General features: G+C 44.7%; 19 protein-coding genes. 2 read left to right on the forward strand and 17 right to left on the reverse strand.

All coding sequences use genetic code 11. The annotated features are described in order from the left end of the window. Positions 1 to 8: 8 nt before the first annotated feature. The 16 genes from FS818_RS12340 to FS818_RS12415 all read right to left on the reverse strand — a co-directional run bounded on the left by FS818_RS12340 (position 9) and on the right by FS818_RS12415 (position 20,594). Positions 9 to 1,421 (reverse strand): UDP-N-acetylmuramoyl-tripeptide--D-alanyl-D-alanine ligase, encoded by a 1,413-nt coding sequence (locus tag FS818_RS12340; protein ID WP_145332877.1) that lies wholly within the window; start codon positions 1,419 to 1,421, stop codon positions 9 to 11. Beyond that, on the reverse strand, positions 1,421 to 2,908 hold the full coding sequence (locus FS818_RS12345) for a UDP-N-acetylmuramoyl-L-alanyl-D-glutamate--2,6-diaminopimelate ligase (RefSeq protein ID WP_145332054.1): 1,488 nt from the start codon (positions 2,906 to 2,908) through the stop codon (positions 1,421 to 1,423). Before FS818_RS12345 ends, FS818_RS12340 begins: the two co-directional genes overlap by 1 nt. Positions 2,909 to 3,081: 173 nt before the next feature. Further along, positions 3,082 to 4,977: a stage V sporulation protein D gene (locus FS818_RS12350; protein WP_397351767.1), complete on the reverse strand. Its 1,896-nt coding sequence runs from the start codon at positions 4,975 to 4,977 to the stop codon at positions 3,082 to 3,084. Positions 4,978 to 5,129: 152 nt separating this feature from the next. Beyond that, positions 5,130 to 7,478 (reverse strand): penicillin-binding transpeptidase domain-containing protein, encoded by a 2,349-nt coding sequence (locus FS818_RS12355; protein ID WP_145332058.1) that lies wholly within the window; start codon positions 7,476 to 7,478, stop codon positions 5,130 to 5,132. A 12-nt stretch (positions 7,479 to 7,490) separates the two neighbouring features. Next, entirely contained in the window at positions 7,491 to 7,916 is a 426-nt protein-coding gene (locus FS818_RS12360) for a hypothetical protein (RefSeq protein WP_145332060.1), read from the reverse strand. 26 nt (positions 7,917 to 7,942) lie between these two features. Next, a complete protein-coding gene (gene rsmH, locus FS818_RS12365; protein WP_145332061.1) occupies positions 7,943 to 8,893 on the reverse strand; it encodes a 16S rRNA (cytosine(1402)-N(4))-methyltransferase RsmH in 951 nt (316 codons plus the stop codon). 20 nt (positions 8,894 to 8,913) lie between these two features. Then, complete coding sequence (gene mraZ / locus FS818_RS12370) at positions 8,914 to 9,351, reverse strand: division/cell wall cluster transcriptional repressor MraZ (RefSeq protein WP_145332063.1); 438 nt, start codon at positions 9,349 to 9,351, stop codon at positions 8,914 to 8,916. A 275-nt stretch (positions 9,352 to 9,626) separates the two neighbouring features. Next, the gene (locus FS818_RS12375; RefSeq protein ID WP_145332065.1) at positions 9,627 to 10,892 is read right to left on the reverse strand and encodes an adenosylhomocysteinase; all 1,266 of its coding nucleotides are present in this window, start codon (positions 10,890 to 10,892) and stop codon (positions 9,627 to 9,629) included. Between the two features lie 61 nt (positions 10,893 to 10,953). Continuing rightward, complete coding sequence (bshC, locus tag FS818_RS12380) at positions 10,954 to 12,585, reverse strand: bacillithiol biosynthesis cysteine-adding enzyme BshC (RefSeq protein WP_145332067.1); 1,632 nt, start codon at positions 12,583 to 12,585, stop codon at positions 10,954 to 10,956. A gap of 156 nt (positions 12,586 to 12,741) precedes the next feature. Next, positions 12,742 to 14,511: an ABC transporter ATP-binding protein gene (locus tag FS818_RS29495; protein ID WP_145332069.1), complete on the reverse strand. Its 1,770-nt coding sequence runs from the start codon at positions 14,509 to 14,511 to the stop codon at positions 12,742 to 12,744. A gap of 17 nt (positions 14,512 to 14,528) precedes the next feature. Then, entirely contained in the window at positions 14,529 to 15,410 is an 882-nt protein-coding gene (locus FS818_RS12390) for an ABC transporter permease (RefSeq protein ID WP_397351768.1), read from the reverse strand. A gap of 47 nt (positions 15,411 to 15,457) precedes the next feature. Continuing rightward, on the reverse strand, positions 15,458 to 16,390 hold the full coding sequence (locus tag FS818_RS12395) for an ABC transporter permease (RefSeq protein WP_145332073.1): 933 nt from the start codon (positions 16,388 to 16,390) through the stop codon (positions 15,458 to 15,460). A 191-nt stretch (positions 16,391 to 16,581) separates the two neighbouring features. Then, positions 16,582 to 18,282, reverse strand: coding sequence for a peptide ABC transporter substrate-binding protein (locus tag FS818_RS12400; RefSeq protein WP_145332075.1), 1,701 nt, complete (start codon positions 18,280 to 18,282; stop codon positions 16,582 to 16,584). A gap of 150 nt (positions 18,283 to 18,432) precedes the next feature. After that, on the reverse strand, positions 18,433 to 18,807 hold the full coding sequence (locus FS818_RS12405) for a DUF3397 domain-containing protein (protein ID WP_145332077.1): 375 nt from the start codon (positions 18,805 to 18,807) through the stop codon (positions 18,433 to 18,435). Continuing rightward, positions 18,807 to 19,778, reverse strand: a complete 972-nt coding sequence (locus FS818_RS12410; RefSeq protein ID WP_145332079.1) for a ketopantoate reductase family protein — start codon at positions 19,776 to 19,778, stop codon at positions 18,807 to 18,809. Before FS818_RS12410 ends, FS818_RS12405 begins: the two co-directional genes overlap by 1 nt. Before the next feature lie 165 nt (positions 19,779 to 19,943). Beyond that, complete coding sequence (locus tag FS818_RS12415) at positions 19,944 to 20,594, reverse strand: RsfA family transcriptional regulator (RefSeq protein WP_145332081.1); 651 nt, start codon at positions 20,592 to 20,594, stop codon at positions 19,944 to 19,946. Between the two features lie 314 nt (positions 20,595 to 20,908). On the opposite strand from FS818_RS12415, the gene FS818_RS12420 reads away from it, so the two are divergent. After that, positions 20,909 to 21,145 carry a DUF2626 domain-containing protein gene (locus FS818_RS12420; RefSeq protein WP_090923772.1) on the forward strand — a complete coding sequence of 79 codons (237 nt, stop codon included), beginning with the start codon at positions 20,909 to 20,911 and terminating at the stop codon, positions 21,143 to 21,145. Positions 21,146 to 21,323: 178 nt separating this feature from the next. Continuing rightward, positions 21,324 to 22,403, forward strand: coding sequence for a hypothetical protein (locus FS818_RS12425; protein ID WP_145332083.1), 1,080 nt, complete (start codon positions 21,324 to 21,326; stop codon positions 22,401 to 22,403). On the opposite strand, the gene FS818_RS12430 is transcribed toward FS818_RS12425, so the two are convergent. After that, positions 22,400 to 23,671, reverse strand: a complete 1,272-nt coding sequence (locus tag FS818_RS12430; RefSeq protein ID WP_145332085.1) for an ABC transporter substrate-binding protein — start codon at positions 23,669 to 23,671, stop codon at positions 22,400 to 22,402. The two genes, FS818_RS12425 and FS818_RS12430, sit on opposite strands and share 4 nt — an antisense overlap. Between the last annotated feature and the right edge of the window lie 240 nt (positions 23,672 to 23,911).

Genomic DNA, 23,911 nt, shown 5'->3' on the forward strand with positions numbered 1-23,911 from the left:
TCACCCCTCTAGTCTACTCGATTCTGTAATGGTGCCGTCTGCAGTGCTTGAACTACATCCTCCAGTTTCATGCCTCGCGAGGCTTTAAACAAAACTGCATCCTTCGGATGAAGATTCTCCAGCAGATAACGGGTCAATTCTTCTTTATTATCAAAAGCATGCACAGCTTCAGCTGCCATATGCTTCTTTGCTCCCTCAGCAATATGCAAGGATAATGGACCGTATACCAGCACTTTATCCAATTTATCAGGAGTAATATACATCCCGATCTCATGATGAAGCTGCTGCTCCTCCGAACCTAACTCCAGCATATCTCCCAGTACAGCCACTTTCATCCGATATCCTTTTAACCCTTCTAACACATCTATAGCAGCCTTCATAGAAGTCGGGCTTGCATTATATGCATCATTGAGCAGAGTAAGTCCGCTGACCGCCTGGGTGACCTCAATACGCATCCCTGTCAATTTTAACTGTGACAAGCCTGTTGCCATATTTTCCTCAGTCACTCCAAAATGACGTGCTACGGCCAAGGCAGCCAGGCAGTTAATTACATTGTGCGTACCCAGCAAGGGAAGGTTATAAGCTTTGTCGCCAGACTGCTTGGTTGTAAACACCATCCCGTGCTGTGCATTCATCAGCCCCGTTGGATAATCGTCATTATCCGTTTGTAATCCAAACCTAAACCGTTGCATGCCTTCAGGTTGCTTTGTTGCAGACTCTTCAAGCACCTGCGCGATTAAAGGCTCGTCTCCGTTGTATATGAGTAATCCGCCAGATTTCATACCAGCAGCAATTTCAGCCTTAGCTCTGGCAATTTCAAGTCTTGAGCCAAGCTGAAGCAAATGGGATTCGCCAATGTTCGTGATGATTGCTACATCCGGCTGAGCAATGACAGATAGGTCATAGATTTCACCGCGTCCGCTCATGCCCATCTCCAAAATAATAATTTCCGTATCCGGAGTCATACTCAATACCGTTAGTGGCAGACCGATATGATTGTTGAAATTCCCCTGCGTTTTATGCACCTTGAATGTGGTAGAGAGAAGCGCGTTTACAATATCCTTGGTTGTTGTTTTCCCGTTACTGCCTGTAATGCCAACAACAGATGCCTTGTTCTCACGAAGATAAGCCGATGCAAGTGCCTGTAATGCAGTCAGGGTATCGTCCACCAAAATAACAGCTCCCTGCGGCGGAGCACCATGATTTTTTTGCCACAACGCCCCCGCAGCATCTTGCTCCAGACAAGCTTGCACAAACTCATGCCCATCAAAACGTTCACCTACCAAAGGGATAAACAAACTGCCTGCCACCGGTTTACGTGAATCGGTAAATACCCCTTCGGCGATAACTTCACTATAAACTGCGGCATCACTTAGTGTGCCACCACACATGTCGGCGATTTGCGCCAATGTTCGTTTTATCAATTGGATTTGCCCCTTATCGCTTCTTTGGCTATGATCCGGTCATCGAAATCGGTCTTGGTTGTTCCGATAATTTGATAAGTCTCGTGACCCTTGCCCGCAATCAATACTACATCGGCCGGGCTTGCCATTTCAATAGCTTCATGAATGGCCTGACGCCGATCCACGATCATTGTGTAACGCTCAGACGGAACGGACTCTTCCAGCAAACCTTGCTCAATGTCTTTTAGAATCAGATCGGGATCTTCCGTCCGCGGGTTGTCAGAAGTCACTAATACAAAGTCACTGTACTTCGCAGCAATTTTACCCATTAACGGGCGTTTTGTGCGATCCCGGTCACCCCCGCACCCAAATACGCAGATGACACGGCCTTCCGCAAACTCATTGACTGTACGCAGTACATTCTCAAGTCCATCCGGTGTATGGGCATAATCGACGATAACCGCGAATGCCTGACCTTCATTGACAGCTTCCACCCTGCCATCCACACCCGGTACGGTTTCCAGACTGCGCTTGATTTCTTCCAGTGGAATACCTTCCACGAGCGTTGCCGAGATGGCCGCCATCGCATTGTACACGTTGAACTTGCCTACCATACGTAGTTCAATGTCTGTGCTACCCGCAAAGGTATCTACATGGAAGGTCGTTCCCTGAGCTGTGATTGAAATTGCAGAGGCACGGACATCCGCGTGTTCTCCCATGCCGTATGTAATAACCTCAGCAGCCGTTACAGAGATATAATAATCCGCAGCCGGATCATCCGCATTGATCACCGCATACTTCCGCTCGGAAGCATCTTCGGCATAACCGTTACCCAGACGAGCGAAAAACAAGCCCTTAGCTGCGCGATACTCCTCCATGGAATGATGGTAATCAAGATGATCCTGCGACAGGTTTGTAAATACTGCTGTACGGAAATCCGTGCCTTTCACCCGCCCTTGCTCCAACGCATGAGAAGAAACTTCCATCACGCAGCATTCCGTACCAGCCTGAACCATATCATGCAAACTACGCTGCAAATCCAGAGCTTCGGGTGTTGTTCCCGACATCGGGTAAGTGCGTCCATCATACCGCATCTGAATGGTGCCGATCAGCCCGGTTTTCTGACCGTAATCGCTCATAATTTTTTCAATCAAATAAGTCGTTGTTGTTTTGCCGTTCGTTCCTGTTACTCCGATCATTTTCATCTTGTGGCTTGGCGAGTCAAAAAAGAAGTCAGATAGAACCGCCATCGCAAAGCGACTGTCTTTCACAATCAACTGCGGTACAGGCAAGTCAAGCTGCCGTTCCACAACGAGAGCAGACGCTCCGGCCTGCACTGCTTTATCTGCATAGTCATGTCCATCGACCGTATGTCCCGGAAGACAGATAAACAGATCACCCGGTTTGACTTGCCGGGAATCTGTCTGAAGGTTGTGACATTCTGTATGGGGGTCGCCCACGAGACGGGCGGTAATCAATTTGGATTTAAACTGTTTTAAAAGCACATGAATAACCTCACTTTTCCAAATATACTTCTGTATCCACAGATTCCTATAGTATTAATATCGACCAGATCACCAAATAATGAAACGCGATCCCCTGAATTTTGTTGCGGTCGGAGTATGAAACTCCGTTTGAGTCATTATAAGAGCGCTACTTGAAACTCCACTCGAGAGCTTTATTCATGCTTCGTATGATCATGCCCTTCATCTTTCAGGACATTGCCCATATAGATACGAATCGTTGAACCTTGCTCTACTCTTGCTCCTGGTTTAGGTGCCTGATTAATTACGTACTTGCCACTTCCCGACTTCGCCAGCATAAAATTCATGTTGAGATCCTCGTACAAATCCTCCACCGTAGCCCCGGTAAGATCAGGAACCGTCACAATTTTGGTCTCACCATATTTGTACTCTTTGGCGAGTTGGTCCTTACGCACAGGCACATTCATATAATGGAGCGAATCTTCCAAAATATTTTGTACGATCGGGGCTGCAACGACACCGCCAAACTGAATCCCCTTTGGATTGTCTACAGCGGTGTATACCACGATCTGCGGATCGTCAGCCGGAGCAAATCCGATAAACGAAACGATGTGTTCACTCGACGAGTAACGACCATTAATAACCTTCTGGGCCGTACCTGTCTTACCTCCAACCCGATAGCCATCGATAAATGCCGGACGCCCTGTACCTTTGGCAACCACACTTTCGAGCGCCTCTCGTACTTGTTTGGACGTGTCCTCCGAGATGACTTGACGAACGAGTTCGGGCTTTACTTCTTCCAGCACCTCTCCGGTTTCCGGATGCACCCAGGCTTTCGTAACGTAAGGTTTATACAGCTTGCCACCGTTGATGGCAGCCGATACCGCTGCTACTTGCTGAATAGGAGTTACGGATACACCTTGCCCAAAGGCGGTCGTTGCAAGTTCAACAGGACCTACGTTTGCTAATTTGAAAAGAATACCACTTGCTTCTCCGCTGAGATCAATTCCGGTTTTGGTACCAAAACCGAAATTTTTAATGTAGGAGAACAACGATTCCTTACCAAGCTTCTGCCCCAAAGCAACAAATCCGGGGTTACAGGAGTTCTCTACCACCTGAAGGAAAGTCTGGCTTCCATGTCCGCCTTTTTTCCAACAGCGCAAGCGTGCTCCGCCGACTTCTACAAATCCGGGATCAAAAAATTGATCCTGTTGCAGGTTTACCTTTTTTTCTTGCAACGCAGCAGCCAGTGTAATAATTTTGAACGTTGAACCTGGTTCATAGGTCATCCAGATGGGCAAGTTCCGGTTATAAATCTCTGAAGGATATTGCTGATAATCTGCCGGCTCGTAGCCAGGTCTGCTAGACATCCCTAGAATTTCGCCTGTTTTGGGATTCATTGCAATAGCCAGAGCGGAATTAGCCTGAAACTTAACCATCGCCTGATCCAATTCCCGTTCCATAATCGATTGAATGGATTTATCAATGGTCAGCTTGAGGTTGAGCCCGTCCTTCGGTTCCACATACTTCTCAGATGAGCCCGGCATGAGCCTTCCGGCCGCATCGGACAAGTAGGATACACTGCCATTTAAACCATTCAGCTTGTCATCATATCTTTTTTCAACACCGGTCAGTCCCTGATTATCAATCCCTGTAAATCCGAGAATATGAGCAGCCAGATCATCATACGGATAGAAACGTTTGTTATCCTCGGCAACAACGATACCCGGGAGCTTCAAATCACGAATGCGCTGAGCTTTCTCCATCGTAATTTTGCGGCCACCGGGTTGTAGTCGTACAATCAATTCTCGTTTCTTGATGGTTGCCAGTACTTTCTCTTCTGTCATACCTAGTAGCGGTGCCAGCGCCCTGGCTGTGGTCTCCGCTTCTTTGACTTGAGCCGGGATCGCCATGATTGTTGGGGTTGTCACATTGTAAGCTAGAGAGGTCCCGTTTCGATCCAGAATCTCTCCCCTTTTAGCTGTGTACGGAATGTTACGACGCCAGGATTCTTCCGCTTTAGCCGATAGTTCCGGCCCTTTCCCCAACTGAACATAAGCAAGCCTGATGACCAAGGCCGAAAATAACATAACCAGAATTAACAAACTCCACAGCAACCTGCGGCGCAGATTCACACTTGTTCCCTTCACGAAAAGATCCCCCCACTCGTCCCAAAATCATGAACTGTCTCATTCATGAATATTCAGGACAACCGGGGGTTAGAACAAGCTGTCTATGCAGTCTATGGCAGGGAAGCCCCTTCAGTGGCTGATTTACCAGATGCCTCGTCTTGACCCTTTTGCTTGTCAGACTGGCTCTGATTCGAGGCGCTTCCCGGAGGATCATCCCCATCCGTTTTACCCTCATCAGCTGTTTTTGTATTTTTGTCCTGGTTTTTCGCATTCGGATCAGAAGAATCTGGAGCTTCATCAGCTATACCGGTTACCGCTGCCTTCGCTGTCTGTAGGGTTAACTGCACCGTCCGTTGCTCACCCGACACCTGCTCCTTCTGTTTCACGACGTATCCCTCACCCTTGACTGTTACGCCTACCTTCATCAGTGAGAGAACCTCCAACGCATCACGAAGAGATTCACCCGTCAGATCTGGAATCTTCATTTTACTGCTCTCTTCCGTCAGTAGGTAGACTCGTTGGCCTGGATTCATCGAAGCACCTGCTTGTGGATACTGGCGAATCACATTTTCACCCTGACCAAGCGTGACATAAGCAATTCCGGAGCTGAGAAGCTGGCTTCTCGCCTGCTTAGCCGTTTTACCACTCAAGTCTGGAGCCTTAGCCTGTACAACAGGAGCTTCTTTTGACTTTTTGTCTGTCGTTTTGGCTGTATCTTTCGGTATGCCCATATATTGCAACGTCTGGCTTACAACCTTCTTGAACACCGGAGCCGCTGCAGTTCCTCCGCCAATGTTTGTGCCATCTGGCTGGTCAATCACAATCAACATCGCAATCTTCGGATTGTTGACTGGTGCGAATCCAATAAACGAAACGACGTCTTTGTTTTTGCTATACTGACCGTTGATAACTTTTCGCGCTGTACCTGTCTTGCCTGCAACCCGGTATCCTTCAATATAGGCATTACGTCCTGTGCCGATCGTCTGATCTGCTACGACCTGCTCCAGATACCCGCCAACAAGCTTGGCCGATTCTTTAGAGATGACCTGTCGAATTACTTTGGGTTTGATCGCTTCCGTTGTGCCATCATTCGGATTAATGATCTCCTTCACGAGATGAGGCTGGAGCAATTTACCGCCGTTTGCAATGGCCGAGATGGCAGATAACTGCTGGATCGGCGTCACTTGTACGAGACCGTGACCATATGCAGCGGTAGCAATCTCTGATTTGTATACCAAGGGTTTGATTGGCGAAGCCGCTTCACTTGGCAGGTCAATGCCCGTCTTTTTACCAAAACCAAACTGATCGATATAGTGACGCAACCGCTCTCCCCCGAGCATGTTGTACCCCAGATTAACAAAAGCGATGTTACTGGAGCGTTTGACACCTTCAAGGTAAGAGATTCTTCCGTACGTATGTCCGTTATCACTAATCGGGAAACCGCCGATATATATGCGCTTGGATTCAAACGTTGCATTCGGATCAAACAGTTTTTCCTCCACGGCTCCCGCAAGTGTCACAATTTTGAACGTGGAACCTGGTTCATAGATCGACTGCGTTGCATGGTTGATAAAATTTTTCTGGTCCGGCGTGCTCGCATACGTATTCGGATTAAAGGTCGGCCAGTTGGCCATCCCCAGAATCTCCATCGTGTTTGGGTCGGCTGCAATGACGGTCATACTCAGCGGGTTATATTTCGCAATTGTCTCTTTCATTGCACTTTCAATGTAAAACTGGATGGTATCATCAATCGTCAGCTTCAGGTTTTTGCCGTTCTTCGGAGGTAAATAGTTATCCTGTGAATTCGGAAGTTTGATGCCTTTGGCATCCTTCTGGTAATTCAGGAAACCATCCGTGCCTGTCAGCACGTCATCATACGAGACTTCAAGCCCGTTGACAGCTTTGCCGTCACGACTCATATAACCCAGCACATGAGAGGCCAAGGACTCTTCCGGATAAAAACGTTTGGATTCCTGCGTCATGACGATCGCATTTTTTGCCTTGTGTTCATCCTGAAGCTCTTCGCGCAACTCATTAACCTTTTCTGCAAGTGCAGGACTAATTTTGTATCCCTCACTGCGTACTTCACGTTGCTGAAAAAAATCACCATCTTTATTCTTTGCAGTAACAAGAGCCCGCATCTCACTCTCATTTTTGTTGAGCAATGCGGACAATTTTGTCGTCACTTCGTCCTCAATACCTAGTTGATTAATCAAAAGCGGATTAACTGAAACGGTATACGCTGGCGAATCCGTAGCAAGCACATTCCCGTTTCGATCCGTAATCGTTCCGCGAGCAGCCTTGATCGTCTGTTCCCTTTCGATAAGACCCGCCGCACGCTCCTGCCATTTGTCACCATTTACCACCTGAATGAAAAATATACGGGTTACGAGTACAAGAAAAAAGAGGGTAATGAATCCCCCTATTAACAACGTGCGCATTTTTATTCTTTTTACCATCGAAACACCTCTTTACTTGCCACTGGTTGCATTCGAGGATGATTCAGTACCTGTCGATGTATTCGTTGTTGAGCGTGGTACAAAAATGACATCCTTATCGGAAGCTTCCACGTAACCCAGTCTTTTTGCATTCTCGACAACCTGATTATTCAATGTTTCTCTCTCCACCTGTAAATCGGCAATGGTCTTCTCAGCCTCTTTAATTTTTACAATGGTCGACTGAGCCTGCTTGTTCAGTTCATAAATATGAGCGTAACGAGACATCAGGGCACCACCCACAATAATGACGGCTAAGAGTGTGATCAGGTATAAAAACTTTTCGCGCCCTGGCAGACCTGTGCGACGTGTCACAACTTTCGTTGTTTCCTTGTACCTTTGCTGCGTTACACGTTCCTGGGCTTTTTCTTTGACCGCTAGATTGCCACGTGTATATGCCATGTGAAGGCTCCTCCTCCTCTTTTGTTCTACAATTTCTCAGCTACACGCAGCTTGGCTGATCGCGCACGAGAGTTCTCGGTCAGTTCCGCTTCTGTTGGAATCAGCGGTTTTCGGTTGACGAGACGTAAAGTCCCTTTATTACCGCATACACATAACGGAAAGTCAGGTGGACATGTACATTTTTCAAGATAGCTGCTGAAGATCTGTTTACATATCCGGTCCTCAAGGGAGTGGAAGGTGATAACAGATACGCGCCCCCCTGGCGCTAAACAACGAACAGCCTGATGCAGTCCTTCTTCAAAAGCCCCCAGTTCATCATTCACAGCAATACGCAGCGCCTGAAAACTTCGCTTCGCGGGATGACCACCCGTACGGCGGGCCGCTGCAGGAATACCTTCTTTGATCAATTCCACAAGTTCACCTGTCGTTTCGATCTCAGACTGACTACGTCGACCCACAATAACACGAGCAATCCGTTTGGAAAACTTCTCTTCACCATAGCGATACAGAATTCGCGCAATCTCTTCTTCCGGCCATTCGTTCACTATCTCTTTGGCTGTCAGAAGTGCATCCTGATCCATACGCATATCAAGCGGTGCATCGTGATTGTAACTGAATCCACGTTCTCCTTCGTCAAACTGTGGTGATGACACACCGAGGTCATACAAAATTCCGTCAACCTGTGGTAGGCCATCCTTCATAGGAACATCAAGATCTTTGAGAACCTGCTCCAAATCTCTAAAATTGGTTTTCACCAATGTAATCTGGTTTTCATAAGCAGCGAGTTTCTCGCGTGCATTGTCCAAAGCCCAATCATCCTGATCAAGTGCGATCAGACGTCCCCCCGGACCTAGCTTGGATGCAATCACGGAACTGTGTCCCGCCCCTCCTAAAGTGCAGTCCACGTATATACCGTCCTGCTTGATGTTTAATCCCTCTGTTGCCTCTTCTTTGAGTACGGTGATGTGGTGAAACAACCTGCACCCCTCCTTACTTTTTATAAGTCAAAATTGAAATCGACCAGCTTTTCGGCAATGTCGTTGAATGCTTCTTCGGATTGATTGAAATAACTTTCCCATATGCCTTTGCTCCAAATCTCCACCCGGTTCGACACGCCAAGAACAACGCAATCTTTGTCCAATTTGGCATACTCTCTCAGGTTACCCGGCAGATTTACCCTGCCCTGTTTATCCAGTTCACATTCAGTTGCACCTGAGAAAAAAAACCGGGTAAACGCACGTGCGTCGGATTTCATCAGCGGCAGTGCTTTGAGCTTCTGTTCCATGACCCCCCACTCCTCCATGGGGTACACGAAAAGACACTGGTCCAAACCTCGTGTGGCAACGAAAGTGGATCCAAGAGATTCGCGGAATTTAGCCGGAATAATGACCCGACCTTTATCATCAATGCTATGTTGAAACTCGCCCATAAACATTGCCGCACTCACTCCTCACCCATTTCCCCCACTTTGCCCCACTTTCCACCACCTAAGCATAATAGATTCGGTTAAAAAAATCAAAACCCTTCTTGACTTTTCTGTTTTTTTATTTGATTTCACCGAAAAAAACGCCTTCGATCCTGTCATTCAGGACCAAAGACGTTTCCCGTTTACGGGCGATCGTATGTGCACCCGTACATGAGCCATATCGTCAATACACCATTCTACTACTTTTGAAACAGTTTATCCGTTTGTAATTATTGGATAACCCTTTAAAATTTCCAACTATCGAGGTACTTTTCTTGCTCAGCGGACAAAGAATCAATGGCAATGTTCAGGCTCTCCAGCTTGTAACTCGCCACTTGCTGGTCAATTTCGTAAGGAACGTTCACTACGTTTTTACCAAGAGATTCATAGTTTTCACTCACATAACGCAAACCTAGTGCTTGCAATGCAAACGTAGTGTCCATGATCTCGGCCGGATGTCCGTCAGCCGCTCCCAGATTTACCAAGCGTCCCTCCGCGAGCAGATACATTTTACGACCATCTTTGAAACGGTACTCCTCAATGTTGCGACGAACGGTACGAATAGACTCGGAACGTTTGGCAAGCTCCGGTTTGTTAACCTCAACGTCGAAGTGACCTGCGTTACTCAGAATAGCTCCGTCTTTCATCACATCGTAATGTTCACCCGTAATAACATCCTTGTTGCCTGTCACCGCGATAAAGAAATCACCCAACTTTGCTGCTTCCAGCATCGTCATAACCCGGAAACCATCCATATGTGCTTCCACGGCTTTGATCGGGTCTATTTCAGTTACAATGACATTGGCACCCAAACCTTTTGCGCGCATGGCCACCCCTTTACCACACCAGCCATAGCCAGCTACAACAACATTTTTACCTGCAACCACCAGATTCGTTGTCCGAATGATACCGTCAAAAGCAGATTGCCCCGTGCCATAGCGGTTATCAAACAAATACTTGCAATATGCGTCATTTACCGCAACCATCGGAAATTTCAGTTGTCCTTCTTTCGCTAATGCCTTCAAACGGATAATGCCTGTTGTCGTTTCTTCTGCGCCACCGCGAATCGTAGCTGCAAGATCAGGACGTTCGGAAGCAATAATGGTTGCGAAATCCCCACCATCATCAATAATGAGATCAGGTTTCGCTTCAAGTGCACGGAGTTGCAGTGCTTTGAACTCAGCTGGCTCAGGATTATATTTCGCATAAACAGTCACACCGTCTTCTACCAAAGCCGCACATACATCATCTTGAGTAGACAGTGGATTACTATGTGTGATCGTCACTTCAGCACCACCAGCCTGAATGACTTTTGCCAGATATGCTGTTTTAGCTTCCAGGTGAAGACAAATCGATACCTTTAGACCTTTAAAAGGCAAATCCTGTTCAAATTGACGACGAATCCGGTTTAAAACCGGCATATGCGCCTCAACCCAATCAATTTTCAAATGGCCCTCGGCAGCAAGTCCCATATCTTTGACGATGCTGTTTTGTAATGAAGATGTGGTCACTTTATCTCCTCCTCAAATGTGTTTCTTCTATTATAAAGATCAATATAATCTGGATGGATACTTATAAGGATATAACCTTGTGTTCGCCCCGGAAGTCAGCAGATGCTTTAATCAATTCCTCAATCCATTCAGTTCCATAACGATTCAGGTAAAAGAGTGCATTATGTACTCGTTCCTGGGGTTTGCCCATTGGGAACAGAGCATTCTGAATACCGTTCCAATGCCTCAAACTCACTTGATGTTTATCCTCAATTGCCTTGCGAGTCTGACGCTCCAAATACTGAATCTGTTCATTCATTTTGGCTAAGTTCGCTTCACCAATCCGGTTCAATCCGGGATGCACTTCTGCAACCTGATCCAGTAGCGGACGATAGAGCGTCACAAACTGCTCACGGATCTGCGTAAATCGTTCATCAACCTGGAAGGTTTCCTGCTTCGTTAGCCATTGTGCTTTCTTTTCTTCCAGTTGGTTTTGTACATCCTGGAAAGAAAGTCCGTATTGTTTCATATATTTGTGTTGCACTTCCTCCATAATCGTGAAGGATAGACGTGGCAGTAATATCGGCATTTGTAGACCAAAAGTACGGAACGCCTCACGTGTAAGACCCCAATATGCAATTTCTCCATGCCCTAAGATTACTGCAGCCACAGGCAACAATGAATCTTGCATCAAAGGACGGGTGAGTACGTTGTTACTAAAACGCTCAGGGTGATCTTCCAATTCTTGTAACAAACGTTCTTCTGTAAAGGATACTAACCCCTTACGATCCTGATACAAGTTATCTTTCAGCATCAAAAGCAAACGGGTGCCTTCATGAATATAAAAGAGATTGGCCCCATCTTCCGCCACTTCTGCTGATGTCGAATAACCCGCTTGTTCTACCGATGATGCCCCTTGTAAATAGGCTTCCCGCAACGAATCATTCTTCCGGATCAAACGCTCGAATACGGGCTTTTCTAACTTACGCAATTCAGGATCGGCAGCATCCATGAGTACCAGGCCAGTCTTTGCAAACAAGGCCGATATCATTCGTGCAAACGCATCACTAAGATTCGCACTCGACTGATGGATTTCTGTAATCAGCTTTATTAATCCCGGCTTATGAATGGTATCAGGCAATAATTGTTCTACTTGATTCAACACCGTTTCCCACTGATCCCACTTTACTTCCACATAACTTACCGAATCCTTACCTTTAAAATGCCCTTGCAGTTTGACTTTATGAATCTGTCCTTGCTTATCAGGCAAATACGTATGATTTACCTCATCCCAGTCATGGTCTTCTCCCGCAATCCAGAACACTGGAATTACAGGACGTTTCAATTGCTGTTCGGCTTCACGCGCAGCTGCGACCACACTGGCTGCTTTGTATATCACAAACAATGGTCCAGTGAACAAGCCACTCTGTTGTCCACCTGTAACGACGAGTGCATCCTCTTCAACAAGGCGGGTAATCGCAGCATGAACCTTGCCATGATCATTTACTCGCTTATTATATAAACGTAAATACGCCGCCAGTTTATGACGGTCAACACGTGTATGCTCCGATTGTTTCAGCCATTCAGCACGCGCGTGGAGGCCGTTTTCCCAGCGAATGTCATATTCATAAAGGCTTCGCGCAGCATCTGTCGTACAGAGATAATCCTCTGCAAGCTTTGATCCGCTGCGGAGCGCCTCGGTGATCCCTTTCATGAGGTCTGCCTCCTATTCTGCTTCTAAAGAGCCTTCCTTGATTGTACCGAATTCAGTAGCTCTTCGTCAAAACAAAGTCACAAATATATGAAAAAAAACCGCCGATTTAAATCGGCGGTTATGATGTATATAATAGCATATTCATTTTCGAAACTATTATACGTAAGGTTCTGCAACCCAGTGTCCTTTGGAAACCTCAATCAATTGAGCATTTTCCAAATTATACGGGTCATTTTTAGGACCGCCCGAAGCATTCTGGATTGGTCCAGATTGTTCATCTGGCAATAAAATGCGGCGTTTATTTGCTTCTACTTCCGGATCTGGAACAGGGATCGCAGAAAGCAATGTTTTGGTATATGGATGAATCGGATTGGAATACAGCTCTTCACTCTCAGCCAATTCTACCACTTTCCCCATATACATAACCGCAACACGGTCACTGATATGTTTAACCATGGACAAGTCATGGGCGATAAAGAGATACGTCAATCCGAGACGTTGCTGCAACTCCTCAAGTAATTTAACGACCTGAGCTTGAATGGATACATCCAGTGCGGAAAGCGGCTCATCACAGATGATAAATTTAGGATCAACAGCAAGAGCACGCGCAATCCCGATCCGCTGTCTTTGTCCACCGGAAAATTCATGCGGATAACGCAAAGCGTGACTTGGGTTAAGACCTACGAGGTCCAATAGCTCCTCTACACGTCTCTTACGCTCTTTAGAGCTTGTGGCCAGCCCGTGAATGTCCAAAGACTCTCCGATAATATCCATAACGTTAAAACGCGGGTTCAGTGAGGCATATGGATCTTGGAAAATCATCTGCATGTCTTTACGCATTTCTTTCATTTTGCGTGGAGACAATTTGTAAATATCCGTACCATTGAAGTTCACACTTCCGCCAGTTGGCTCATAAAGGCGCAGAATGGTGCGTCCAGTCGTCGATTTCCCGCAACCTGACTCACCTACAACACCAAGTGTTTCTCCTTCAAAGATGTCGAAGCTCACATCATTTACAGCTTTAAGGATGTTACCTTTGCCAAGGTTAAAGTATTGTTTCAGGTTTTTCACTTGAACCAAAGGTTTGTTACTTCCTTTGACAATACCAACCGGAGCAGGCTTTTCTTTTTTCGGCTCGTCCAGACGCGGGAGAGCGTTCAACAACTTAATCGTATAAGGATGCTGTGGGTTACTGAAGATTTCAGCTGTTGTCCCTGTTTCGACAACTTCGCCTTCCTTCATAACAACCACACGGTCACACATGCCCGCTACAACACCAAGGTCATGCGTAATCAGCATGATGGATGTTCCAAGCTTTTTCTGCATATCCTTCATAACATCCAGAATTTGAGCCTGAATGGTAACGTCAAGTGCTGTTGTCGGCTCATCCGCAATCAGCAAAGATGGACGGCAAGCAAGTGCAATTGCAATCATTGCACGCTGACGCATACCACCAGAGAATTGGTGCGGATAATGATTCATGCGAATCGCTGCATTTTTGATACCTACAAGTTCAAGCATCTCAAGAGCAGCTTTGTTCGCTGCTTGCTTTGACATGTTTTGGTGTTTACGCAATACCTCTGTAATCTGTTTACCGATTTTAATCGTAGGATTCAGAGAAGTCATTGGATCCTGGAAGATCATACCGATATCTTTACCACGAATGGCTTCCATTTGCTTATCTGTCTTATTCAGCAAATCCTGACCGTGAAACGTAATATCTCCGCTCTTAACCTTCGAAGGCGGGGAAGGGATCAATTTCATGATCGTCTGGGCGGTAACACTCTTACCACTACCGGATTCACCTACGATCCCCAGCGTTTCTCCTTTACCAATTTCGAAACTCACATTTTTAACGGCATCAAATTCACCAGAGCGCGTCGAAAACGATACACTTAAGTCTTTGACTGTTAAAATCGGCTCCATAATCCCACCTCCTCTTTCTATTTACGTAATTTCGGATCAAGTGCGTCCCGCAGTCCATCACCGAGCAAATTAAATGCAAGCATTGTAATAACCATCAAGCCAGCCGGGAACCACATCCGCCATGGATACAGCGTCCAGCCTGTAAGTGCATCGTTAATCATGGATCCAAGAGAAGATCTTGGTGCCGATACACCCAGACCGAGGAAGCTCAAGAACGCTTCTGCAAAGATCGCATTCGGAATAGACAATGTCAAGGTGACGATAATCGGTCCAACTGCATTTGGCAACAAGTGACGGAACAATTGACGTCCAGTACTTGCACCCATCGATCTAGCAGCAAGGATAAAGTCTCTATTTTTCAGTTGCATAATCTCACCACGTACAATCCAGGACATACTAATCCAGCCTGTAATGGTAAGCGCAATAATAATCGTTGTAAGACTCGGCTCCAAAACAACCAGCAACAGGATAACTACCAGCATGTAAGGCAAAGAGTACAAAATCTCGGAAAACTTATTCATAATTCCGTCAACTCGTCCACCATAGTAACCCATGATCGCACCATAGATAACCCCGATCACAAGGTCAATCAACGCCGCAGCAAGACCTACTGTCAAGGATACACGTGCGCCGACCCATGTTCTTACCCATACATCACGGCCCAGATCATCCGTACCGAACCAGTGTTCCGCACTGGGAGCAGCGTTTGAATTAAGCAAGTCATTAGAATAATAATTATACTTCGTAAACAAAGAAGTGGGTCCGATTATAGCAAACAGTACAACAAGCACAAGCACACCAAGGCTAATCATTGCCGCTTTATTTGTTGCAAGTCTGTACATTGCGTCTCTAAAAAGGGAAATACTTTCTTTAGGCTTCACCGCTGCCTGACTGTTCAGGTCAGTGTTCGCCGTTCCATTATTGTTATTATTCGTGCCAGACAACGTTATGCCCCCTTCCGGCTTTCCAGTTTAATTCTTGGATCAATCAATACGTAAGCGATATCTGTAAGGAAACGTGCCAACATCAAGAGAATACCGTAGAAAATAGTAATCCCCATAATCATGGTGTAGTCACGGTTTGTGATACTTTCCACAAACACTTTCCCGATACCGCCAATGTTAAAGATTTGCTCAATAACAACAGAACCTGTAATAACGTTAGCGGTCATTGGACCTACATACGTAACAACTGGCAAAATACCGTTCCGTACAACGTGCTTAAACATGATGGCAGGCCATTTCAAACCTTTAGCTTTGGCGGTTTTAATGTAGTCTGCATGTAAAACTTCCAGCATGCTTGAACGCGTTAGACGTGCGATAAAGGCAATTGGTGATGCAGATAGAGCGGCAACCGGAAGCACATAGTCAAGTGGACCATCAAAGCCCATAACATTGAACCATCCGAGTTTGAAAGCAAACACATACTGTAATAAGGATGCCAGCAAGAAGCTTGGTACGGCGATCCCGATAACAGCTAGAACCATCGTTACATCATCAATTAGCTTGCGATGATACACTGCTGCAAGCAATCCCAACAGCACACCCACGATAATGGAGATAATGATCGCAAAAACACCAATTTTTAAGGATGCTGTAAATGTCTTCGTAATCATGTCTGTGACACCTTGGTTGAGATAGTTCATCGAAACCCCAAAGTCGCCTTGTACAATATCACCAATGTATTTGAAGTATTGTACATACATCGGCTTGTCCAGACCATATTTTTCTTCAAGAAGGGCCCGAATCTCAGGTGATACTCTTTTCTCCGATGTAAAAGGGTCACCAGGAATGGCTTTCATCAGGAAGAAAGTCATCGATGCGAGTATGAAAAGCGATAGCAGCATAAATAGCAGTTTTTTCAAAACGTACTTAACCAACCCTTGCACACCTCCATAAACAATATTTTGTATACAAATCGATTGTAGAATCAGACCGCAATAAAGTCCAATCCATTTATCGGAAATTTCAAGAATTATAAGGAAAATCGGTTCACATACAAAAAAATCGGGATATATATGGAATTCCACATATATATCCCGAAGCAATCATATTAGACTTCAGAACAAACTTACTTCTCTTCCAGATATGCACGAGTGAAGTCAATTGCTCCACTGAAATCAAGTTGTACACCTTTCAGGTAAGGCTTAGTCAAAGATACGTTAGTGTAGTAGTAAATTGGCATTACGCCCATTTCATCTTGAATCAGAACTTTTTCTGCATCAGCAAAGGCAGCCATACGTTTAGCTACATCTGTTGTTTTCACAGTATCTTCGAGGTCTTTATCATACTGTGCATTGCTGAATTTAGAGTCGTTGTTTGTGTTTCCAGTTTTCCACATTTCCAAGAAGTTGAACGGATCGTTGTAGTCCGCAGACCAGCCCGCACGAGCAATTTGGAAGTTTTGTTTCTGACGGTTATCCAGGAAGACTTTCCACTCTTGGTTTTCTGTTTTCACATCAACACCAAGATTCTTTTTCCACATATCAGCGATCGCCAAAGCGATTTTCGCGTGACCGTCACTTGTGTTGTAGATCAAAGTGATTGCAGGCAGAGTAGTGTAACCTTCTTCTTTCATACCTTCAGCAAGCAAAGCTTTAGCTTCATCCACATTTTCAGTGAAGTAATCATCTTTGTGTTCCGTACGGAATTCTTCTTTTTCACCACGGATACCAGGAGGTACAAAACCGAATGCTGGAATTTGTCCGCCTTGTGTTACTTTATCAACAATCAGTTGACGCTCAATAGACATTGCAAATGCTTTACGGATTTTAGCGTTGTTAAACGGTGCTTCGTTTACGTTGAACTGGTAGTAGTAAGTACTTGCAATACCAGTAGCTTTAAACTCGTTTGGCAATTCAGCTTTCAAAGAAGGAATTTGGTCAGACGGGATCTCACCGTTAGGTGCACCTGTGTAGTCCAATTGTCCTGATTTGTAAGCTTGCAGTTCAGAAGCACTGCTGTTTGTCAGAGACATATCGATTTCAGACAGTTTAATGTCAGATGCTGCATGGTAACCATCGTTTTTCTTCACAACAATTTTTTGACCTTTAGCGTACTGATCCATTACGAATGGTCCGTTAACGATCATGTTTTTGAAGTCAGAGAAGAATTTATCGTTAGTGTCAGCAGATTTGTGTACTGGATAGTACGTATAGAATGCTGTCAGACCCAAGAAATAAGGCGTTGGGTTTTCCAACGTTACTTCAAGTGTGTGCTCATCCGTAGCTTTCACACCTACTTGGGAGAAATCAGTGATTTTAGTACCTTTGAATTTTGCATCTTTGCTCATGTTAAAGCCTTCAGCACCCTTGATGTAGTACAGTTGGTATGCGTAAGGAGAAGCTGTTTCCGGTTTCAAAGCACGTTCCCAAGAACGAACGAAATCTTCAGCTGTTACAGGATCACCATTGCTCCATTTTGCTTCTGGGTTCAAGGTGAACACGTATTTCAAACCATCTTCAGAAATGTCCCACTTCGTAGCAACACCTGGAGCTTCTTTGCCGTCAGCATCGATGCGTACCAGACCTTCATACAAGAATTTCAAAACTGTGTTAGTTTGGCTGTCTTTGGCTTGAGCCGGGTCAAACGTAGGAGGTTCAGCTGACAAGTTAATTTTCAGAACTTGATCTTTGGCAAGACCCTTTTCTCCGCTTGCAGAATTGTTATCTGTTGTGGTACCTGTGCCTTCATTTTTCGATCCGCACGCTGCAAGTACGGTACCGAACGCCAAGATCAGCGTCAAAAGGACTAATAGACTTTTCCTTTTCATCTAACTTTTCCCCCTAAATTGATGTGGTTTATGTTTATAGATTATACAACCACCGGTCAAAAAAATCTACATTACTTTTTCAGAAAGTAATGTTTTTTTCAGTTTTCGACAAAATCGCCACATCTTTTCGGGATTTTGCGTTATGTAACCTCACATCTGGTTCATAATGTATCTAAATAATCCAAATAAAGTAAACAAAATATATCCAAAACTCATCATCACAAACGACATGCGCCATACGGCCCGGAACATTCTTCCCCCATCGACCTTTCCTTTTAGTCGATTTTGCGCACCTCCGATAAAACCAAGCGCTATTAGTATGAGTATTAATGTCAGATAAAAACCAAAATTCGAATCAAATGTTAAGTTGAATAACGCAGACACGGAGAAAATAAGGAAAAATGTAGTGACATCCATAGCTGCTCGCAATGCAATCGACTTATCTTTCTTCCATACCATCATGCCCCAATACATAAGTAAAAAAGGAAAAAAGGGCAGTATACTCAATACGATAAAAAATCCCATTAACTCACCCCTTCTGATTGCATACCTTGGATCAAATGAAAAAGCATTTCATGTGTAGGTACCTTCAGATTGAACTCCTTTGCCATTCTTATAATCGATCCGTTAATTGATTCCACCTCTGTTTTGCGTTTATGTAGCACATCTGCCAGCATAGAGGATGTATTGGAAGCAGTGTCGCGGCATACCCCCTGAATCTGATCCCACAAATCCCCTTCCAATCGCACGTTCATAGCTCCATACACGGTCATAGCCTCATCATACAACTGGTGCATAATGCCAACTCGTTCCTTCATGTGAAGCAATTCACCATTTGGGATTCTCCAAATTGCCGTAAGCGGGTTGATAACCGCATTAATGAGCAGTTTTCTGTATATCAGCTTATCGATTTCATTCGACACTGTACAGTCAAATCCTGCCTGTTGCACAACCCTGGCTAAAGTAAATATTTGTTGTTCATCTGTTATTCCCACGTTTGTTTTCGTCAAACTATTGCTCAAGCCCAGAAGTGTTTTTCCATAACCGGCCCGGTCCACCTCACATTTAGTACGTTTAGCCCCTTCCGTTGTAATCGCACTACACAGCAATGCACTCGGCAAAGCGGTCTGGAGCTTCTCCAGATGACCAAGACCATTTTGATAACAAGCAATCTTTAATGGTTGCCGTGTCTCTAACGTTAACGTTGCTGTCTGTTCAATAAAATCATCAACATGAGTTTGCTTCACAGTGAGTAGCATCCAGTCTCCAGGTGTCTTGTTCCAATGATTCGCCAGTTGGGATACGGGGTAAGCTTGAATCTCTGCTGGCCTGATGTGAATTTCCGCATCCTTCTCGGTAATCCTAATTCCATCTTGTTTAAGCTGATTGGCCTGCACTGATGTTCTAGTCCAAAACCGTACACTTTCACCTGATGCTTGCAACTTCCCTCCATATAGAAGTCCCAGCGAACCTGCTCCTACTACATCTATAATCATCTGATCCCCCTGTTCCGGTCATTTCATGTGCCTTTCGAATGAACCCGAAAAATCTTCTTCTATAATAGTACAAAATGCAAACAACTAAAAACCCGTCATACCAACCGTATGATTACGGAGGTTTGGCGGGTAAATATTACAAGGTGACTTTAATTTTGAATATCGCTACTCAATCCGTTCCAGATTTCCGTTAGCATCCATTTTGAACCTTGTCTTGAGTTCTTCTTCTTCTTCGGATAAAAAGGCAAGCCTGCGCGCACGATCCATAATCTGGATCAATGCTTTGTAATCATCGTTCACCACACGATAATCGGTCTGAACCTCATTAACTTCCTTAGAAAGTCGGTCGTTCTCACAACGTAATTCCAGCAGTTCGTCTTCCTTCTCACGCAATTCCTTTTCGAGCATTTTAAGCTGACGATTACTCTCCTGTGCGCTTCCTTTCCACTGCCTTAGGAAACGGATGACCGCATCCATAGATAAGGTTTCATCTGACACTCCTTCCGTCTTAAAGAGACCTTCCTCGGCGTCTAATGTTGCCAGTGCAGCAACCTGTGGACCAAGCATAGCCGGCTGTTTTCTAAGATAGCTCCGCTTTTGCCTTTGTGCTTTAGCATTGCTGATCGCTGATTCATACTTTTTACGTACACAGCTGTTCCAACGAAACCCACATGCGGCCGAAGTTCTGCCTATTTTTTCGCCCACTTCTTCAAAAGCGGCTAGCTGCGTACTGCCTTCCCGAATATGACGCAATGTAACCTCCGCCAAAATCAAATCATCCTCTGTGCTCCAAGCATCCTGTCTCACTGCAGTCATGCTATAATACCCTCCTAACACCATCCTGAAATAACCGTCCCCATAACCGGTAACCCGTTATGTGAATTAGGTATAAAAGTTGCTTTACTCAATCTTATGCCTCTCATAGAGTTCATAGAATTGATTTCATACTAAAATGTATTTCCACATTCAGCTCCCCTCATACGTGATCGGCATAATTCTGGACACTTTAATCCTAAGCTGGCAAAAAAAAGAATTCGCTTTCATACCCAAATTTGTTTACACGTTTTTCCTTTGTCGGTATAATATTATGTAGACAATCTATGAACGTACATAAGAGAGGAGGATTTACCGTGGCACGCATGTTTCGGGTACTCGGGTTCTTCACGCTTGCGATTGGCCTGATGGCTTTTGCAGGAGACTTGGTCGAAATGGCTTTGCTTTTCTTCCTGCAGACTGCGTTTTTTGTCCTTTTGGGATACTTGAAGTTTACAGAACGTACGTATATATTGCTCTTCTGGGGTTATATGATCGTAACGTTCACAGGGTTCAGCTACTGGACTGTATTTCAAATGGGACTGCCGCTCTAATCCGCCAGCAGCATCAAAGCAATCCGGCTCTTGTCGGATTGTTTTTTTGTTGTCAGATTACATATGAAGATATAATGGTATGTAACCACTAAGGATATTTTTCGTATGGATTTCATATATTGTTTGGAAGAGTTCTCATCCGCAGGATTTTACAAGGATTAAAGAAAGGAGAATGATTGTGAAACATCGATATGGCCTAATCGCCATCTTGCTCATTATCATATTGTTCGTGCAATCCGCCTCATCATACGTTTATGGAGAGACTTCGCCCGAAGACACGCAAGCCATTCTTCAAAAAACGTTATCTATTGTAGAGATTGATCATGAAATTACACGTATTAGTGAACAGCAGACGCAATTAGCCAAGCAGCATGAGACATTATCTGCCCAACTATTACAGCAGGAAAAGGAAATACATATCCAGCAAGACCGGGCCGGGGCTGTTGTAAGATCCTATTACACTGGAGAGCGTGACAGCCTGCTCATGACAGTGCTTGGAGCAAGATCATTTAAAGATTTGTTTGTTCTATATGATTACTATCAAATCATCATTGGTAAAGATCAAGCTGTTTTGGACAAGTATCAGACCCGCTATAATGAATTGCAACATACGTCCGATCGAATCCGCCAAACCTCTATGGAGCTTACCGAGATGAAAACCAATCTGGAAAACCAGCGAACAAGGGTGGCCTTACTGCAAAAAGAAGTGGATAAGCAAATAACCGCCAGCGGTGACGCGGCAGCTATTCAAAAATTAATGAATGAACTAACGTTGTATTGGGAAAACGTAGGCATTTACGAGGTAAAACGTTATTTCAAGGCATTGGCGTCAGCCATGCAAAACTTGCCTGATTTTGTACAAAAGCAAAACGGAGCCATTTCTACCACAGGGACAACGTATACCATTCGCATTGGTCAAGACGAATTAAATACGTTTTTGCGTTCACAAAATGAAATTTTCAATGATTTTGCTTTCACATTTGATCAAGATAAAATTACAGCTTCGGGTAAGCGCGATCAATTGCAATTAAGGATTGAAGGACACTATACAGTCGAGAACGAACCGCAAAATTCAATTCGTTTTCATGTGGATAAGCTGGTATTCAATCAGCTTGAATTGCCTGACACAACACGTAGAATGTTAGAGAAAGAGTTTGATCTCGGTTTTTATCCGCAAAAAATTCTGTCCTTTGTCAGAGCTACGGATGTTTCCACAGATGAAGGGGTTTTGGAAGTGAAACTAGCAATTTCATTTTAGGGCTTAACCGTTTTTCTGATGCTGCTCACATACTGGGCAGCACTGATCTCCCCTTCGAGAACCTGTTGAACCCTTCTGTAAAAACGATCGATCATCGTTTTGTTTTCAATCCATTGTACCGGAGATTCTTTGGCGAACCAGGGTTGATTTAAAGCCATATTATACCGACTTCCGACATCCTCGACTTGCTCCTCAATCTCCTGTTGTCTTGCAGGCAAACGTTTGGTTTGTTTATACCATTTATTCTGTGTGACTGCAGAAGACATGCCTTCAATCCACCGACTTGCTGCATCCGTTTCCACAGTTCCTGCTGTAATGACCAGACTTCTGGATTCTACCGCCCGCAAAGCCTGCAACGAAACAGGTGAGTTAAATGTTCCCCGACCTTCGGCAAGCTCATCTGCATGTAAAATACGAGATAATGTAGATACAAACATCGGAGTTTGCACCTTATAATCCGAAGCAGATAATACCGGATCTACAGATATAGCCACAATATAGGGTTGAAGCTCGCCGAGTAAACTTACCCCCTGTTGAAATTCATTTGTCATGGAGGTAAGTTGCATTCTTAGAATCTGGTCGGGACTCATTCCCGGCGGCAAGTAACTCAACCACGCACTTGCTTCGTAAATATCATCTATATTCAACGAAATCAAAGGTGTGCTCTTTGTTTGAGATTCCTTGATCAACTTGGACCATTGCTCCCTGTTCTGTGGAAATCCCTGTAACCCAGCCTCATTCAAGTATGAGGGTATTGCTCCCATTACATAAGGATCTACATCAAAGGGCATTGCCCATTGATATCCGTTCCACTCTGTCATTCCTCGTAACTCAGCAACTGAATCGCCTAGAGCTTTGGAAAGCGTCGTCGCATTCAAAGGAAGCAAATATCCTTTTTTGGCATAATGTTGTACTTGCTCACTATCCAATAAAATAATATCTCCGTTCTCCCCCAAGGAAAACTCTCGATCCAGCACTTCTTCATACTCCTTCTGTTCCACATTGCGGAGATTAACCTCAACGTAAATAGAAGCCGCTACTTCTTTAGCCACTTTCTGAAAAGACGTAAACTCCTCTTCTGACATGGATACCAATACATCGAGAGGGGCACTTGTATCCTCATTACGGGATGAAACACCCGTGTATGTATCTTTCTCTTGATTTCGTCCCTGATTATGCTGCGAACCTCTAAAATCAAAGCTAGGTGAAAGGATTGTTAGCGAAAGCAACAAAACTGCAAATAAAACAACCTGGTGTCTACGCTTCATTCACTCTCCCCCTTGAAATAACTTATTTTATATTTTCTCGCAACCATTATTGTAACAAATATGTAGTGCCCTTGTCCTACCCTGCCAAAAAACACTTTTCTTGTATTTTGCATATTAAGAGCATATCCAGTTCTGTATAACATTTGATTTTAATTTTTTCAGCAAAAAAAGCCGACTTCAAAAGTCGGCTTGCTTTAAAACATTTTCCGGGAAATAAATCCAGCTAAAAGCGATTAAAAG

The sequence above is a fragment of the Paenibacillus xylanexedens genome, from assembly GCF_007680605.1.
Taxonomy (GTDB): Bacteria; Bacillota; Bacilli; order Paenibacillales; family Paenibacillaceae; genus Paenibacillus; species Paenibacillus xylanexedens_B.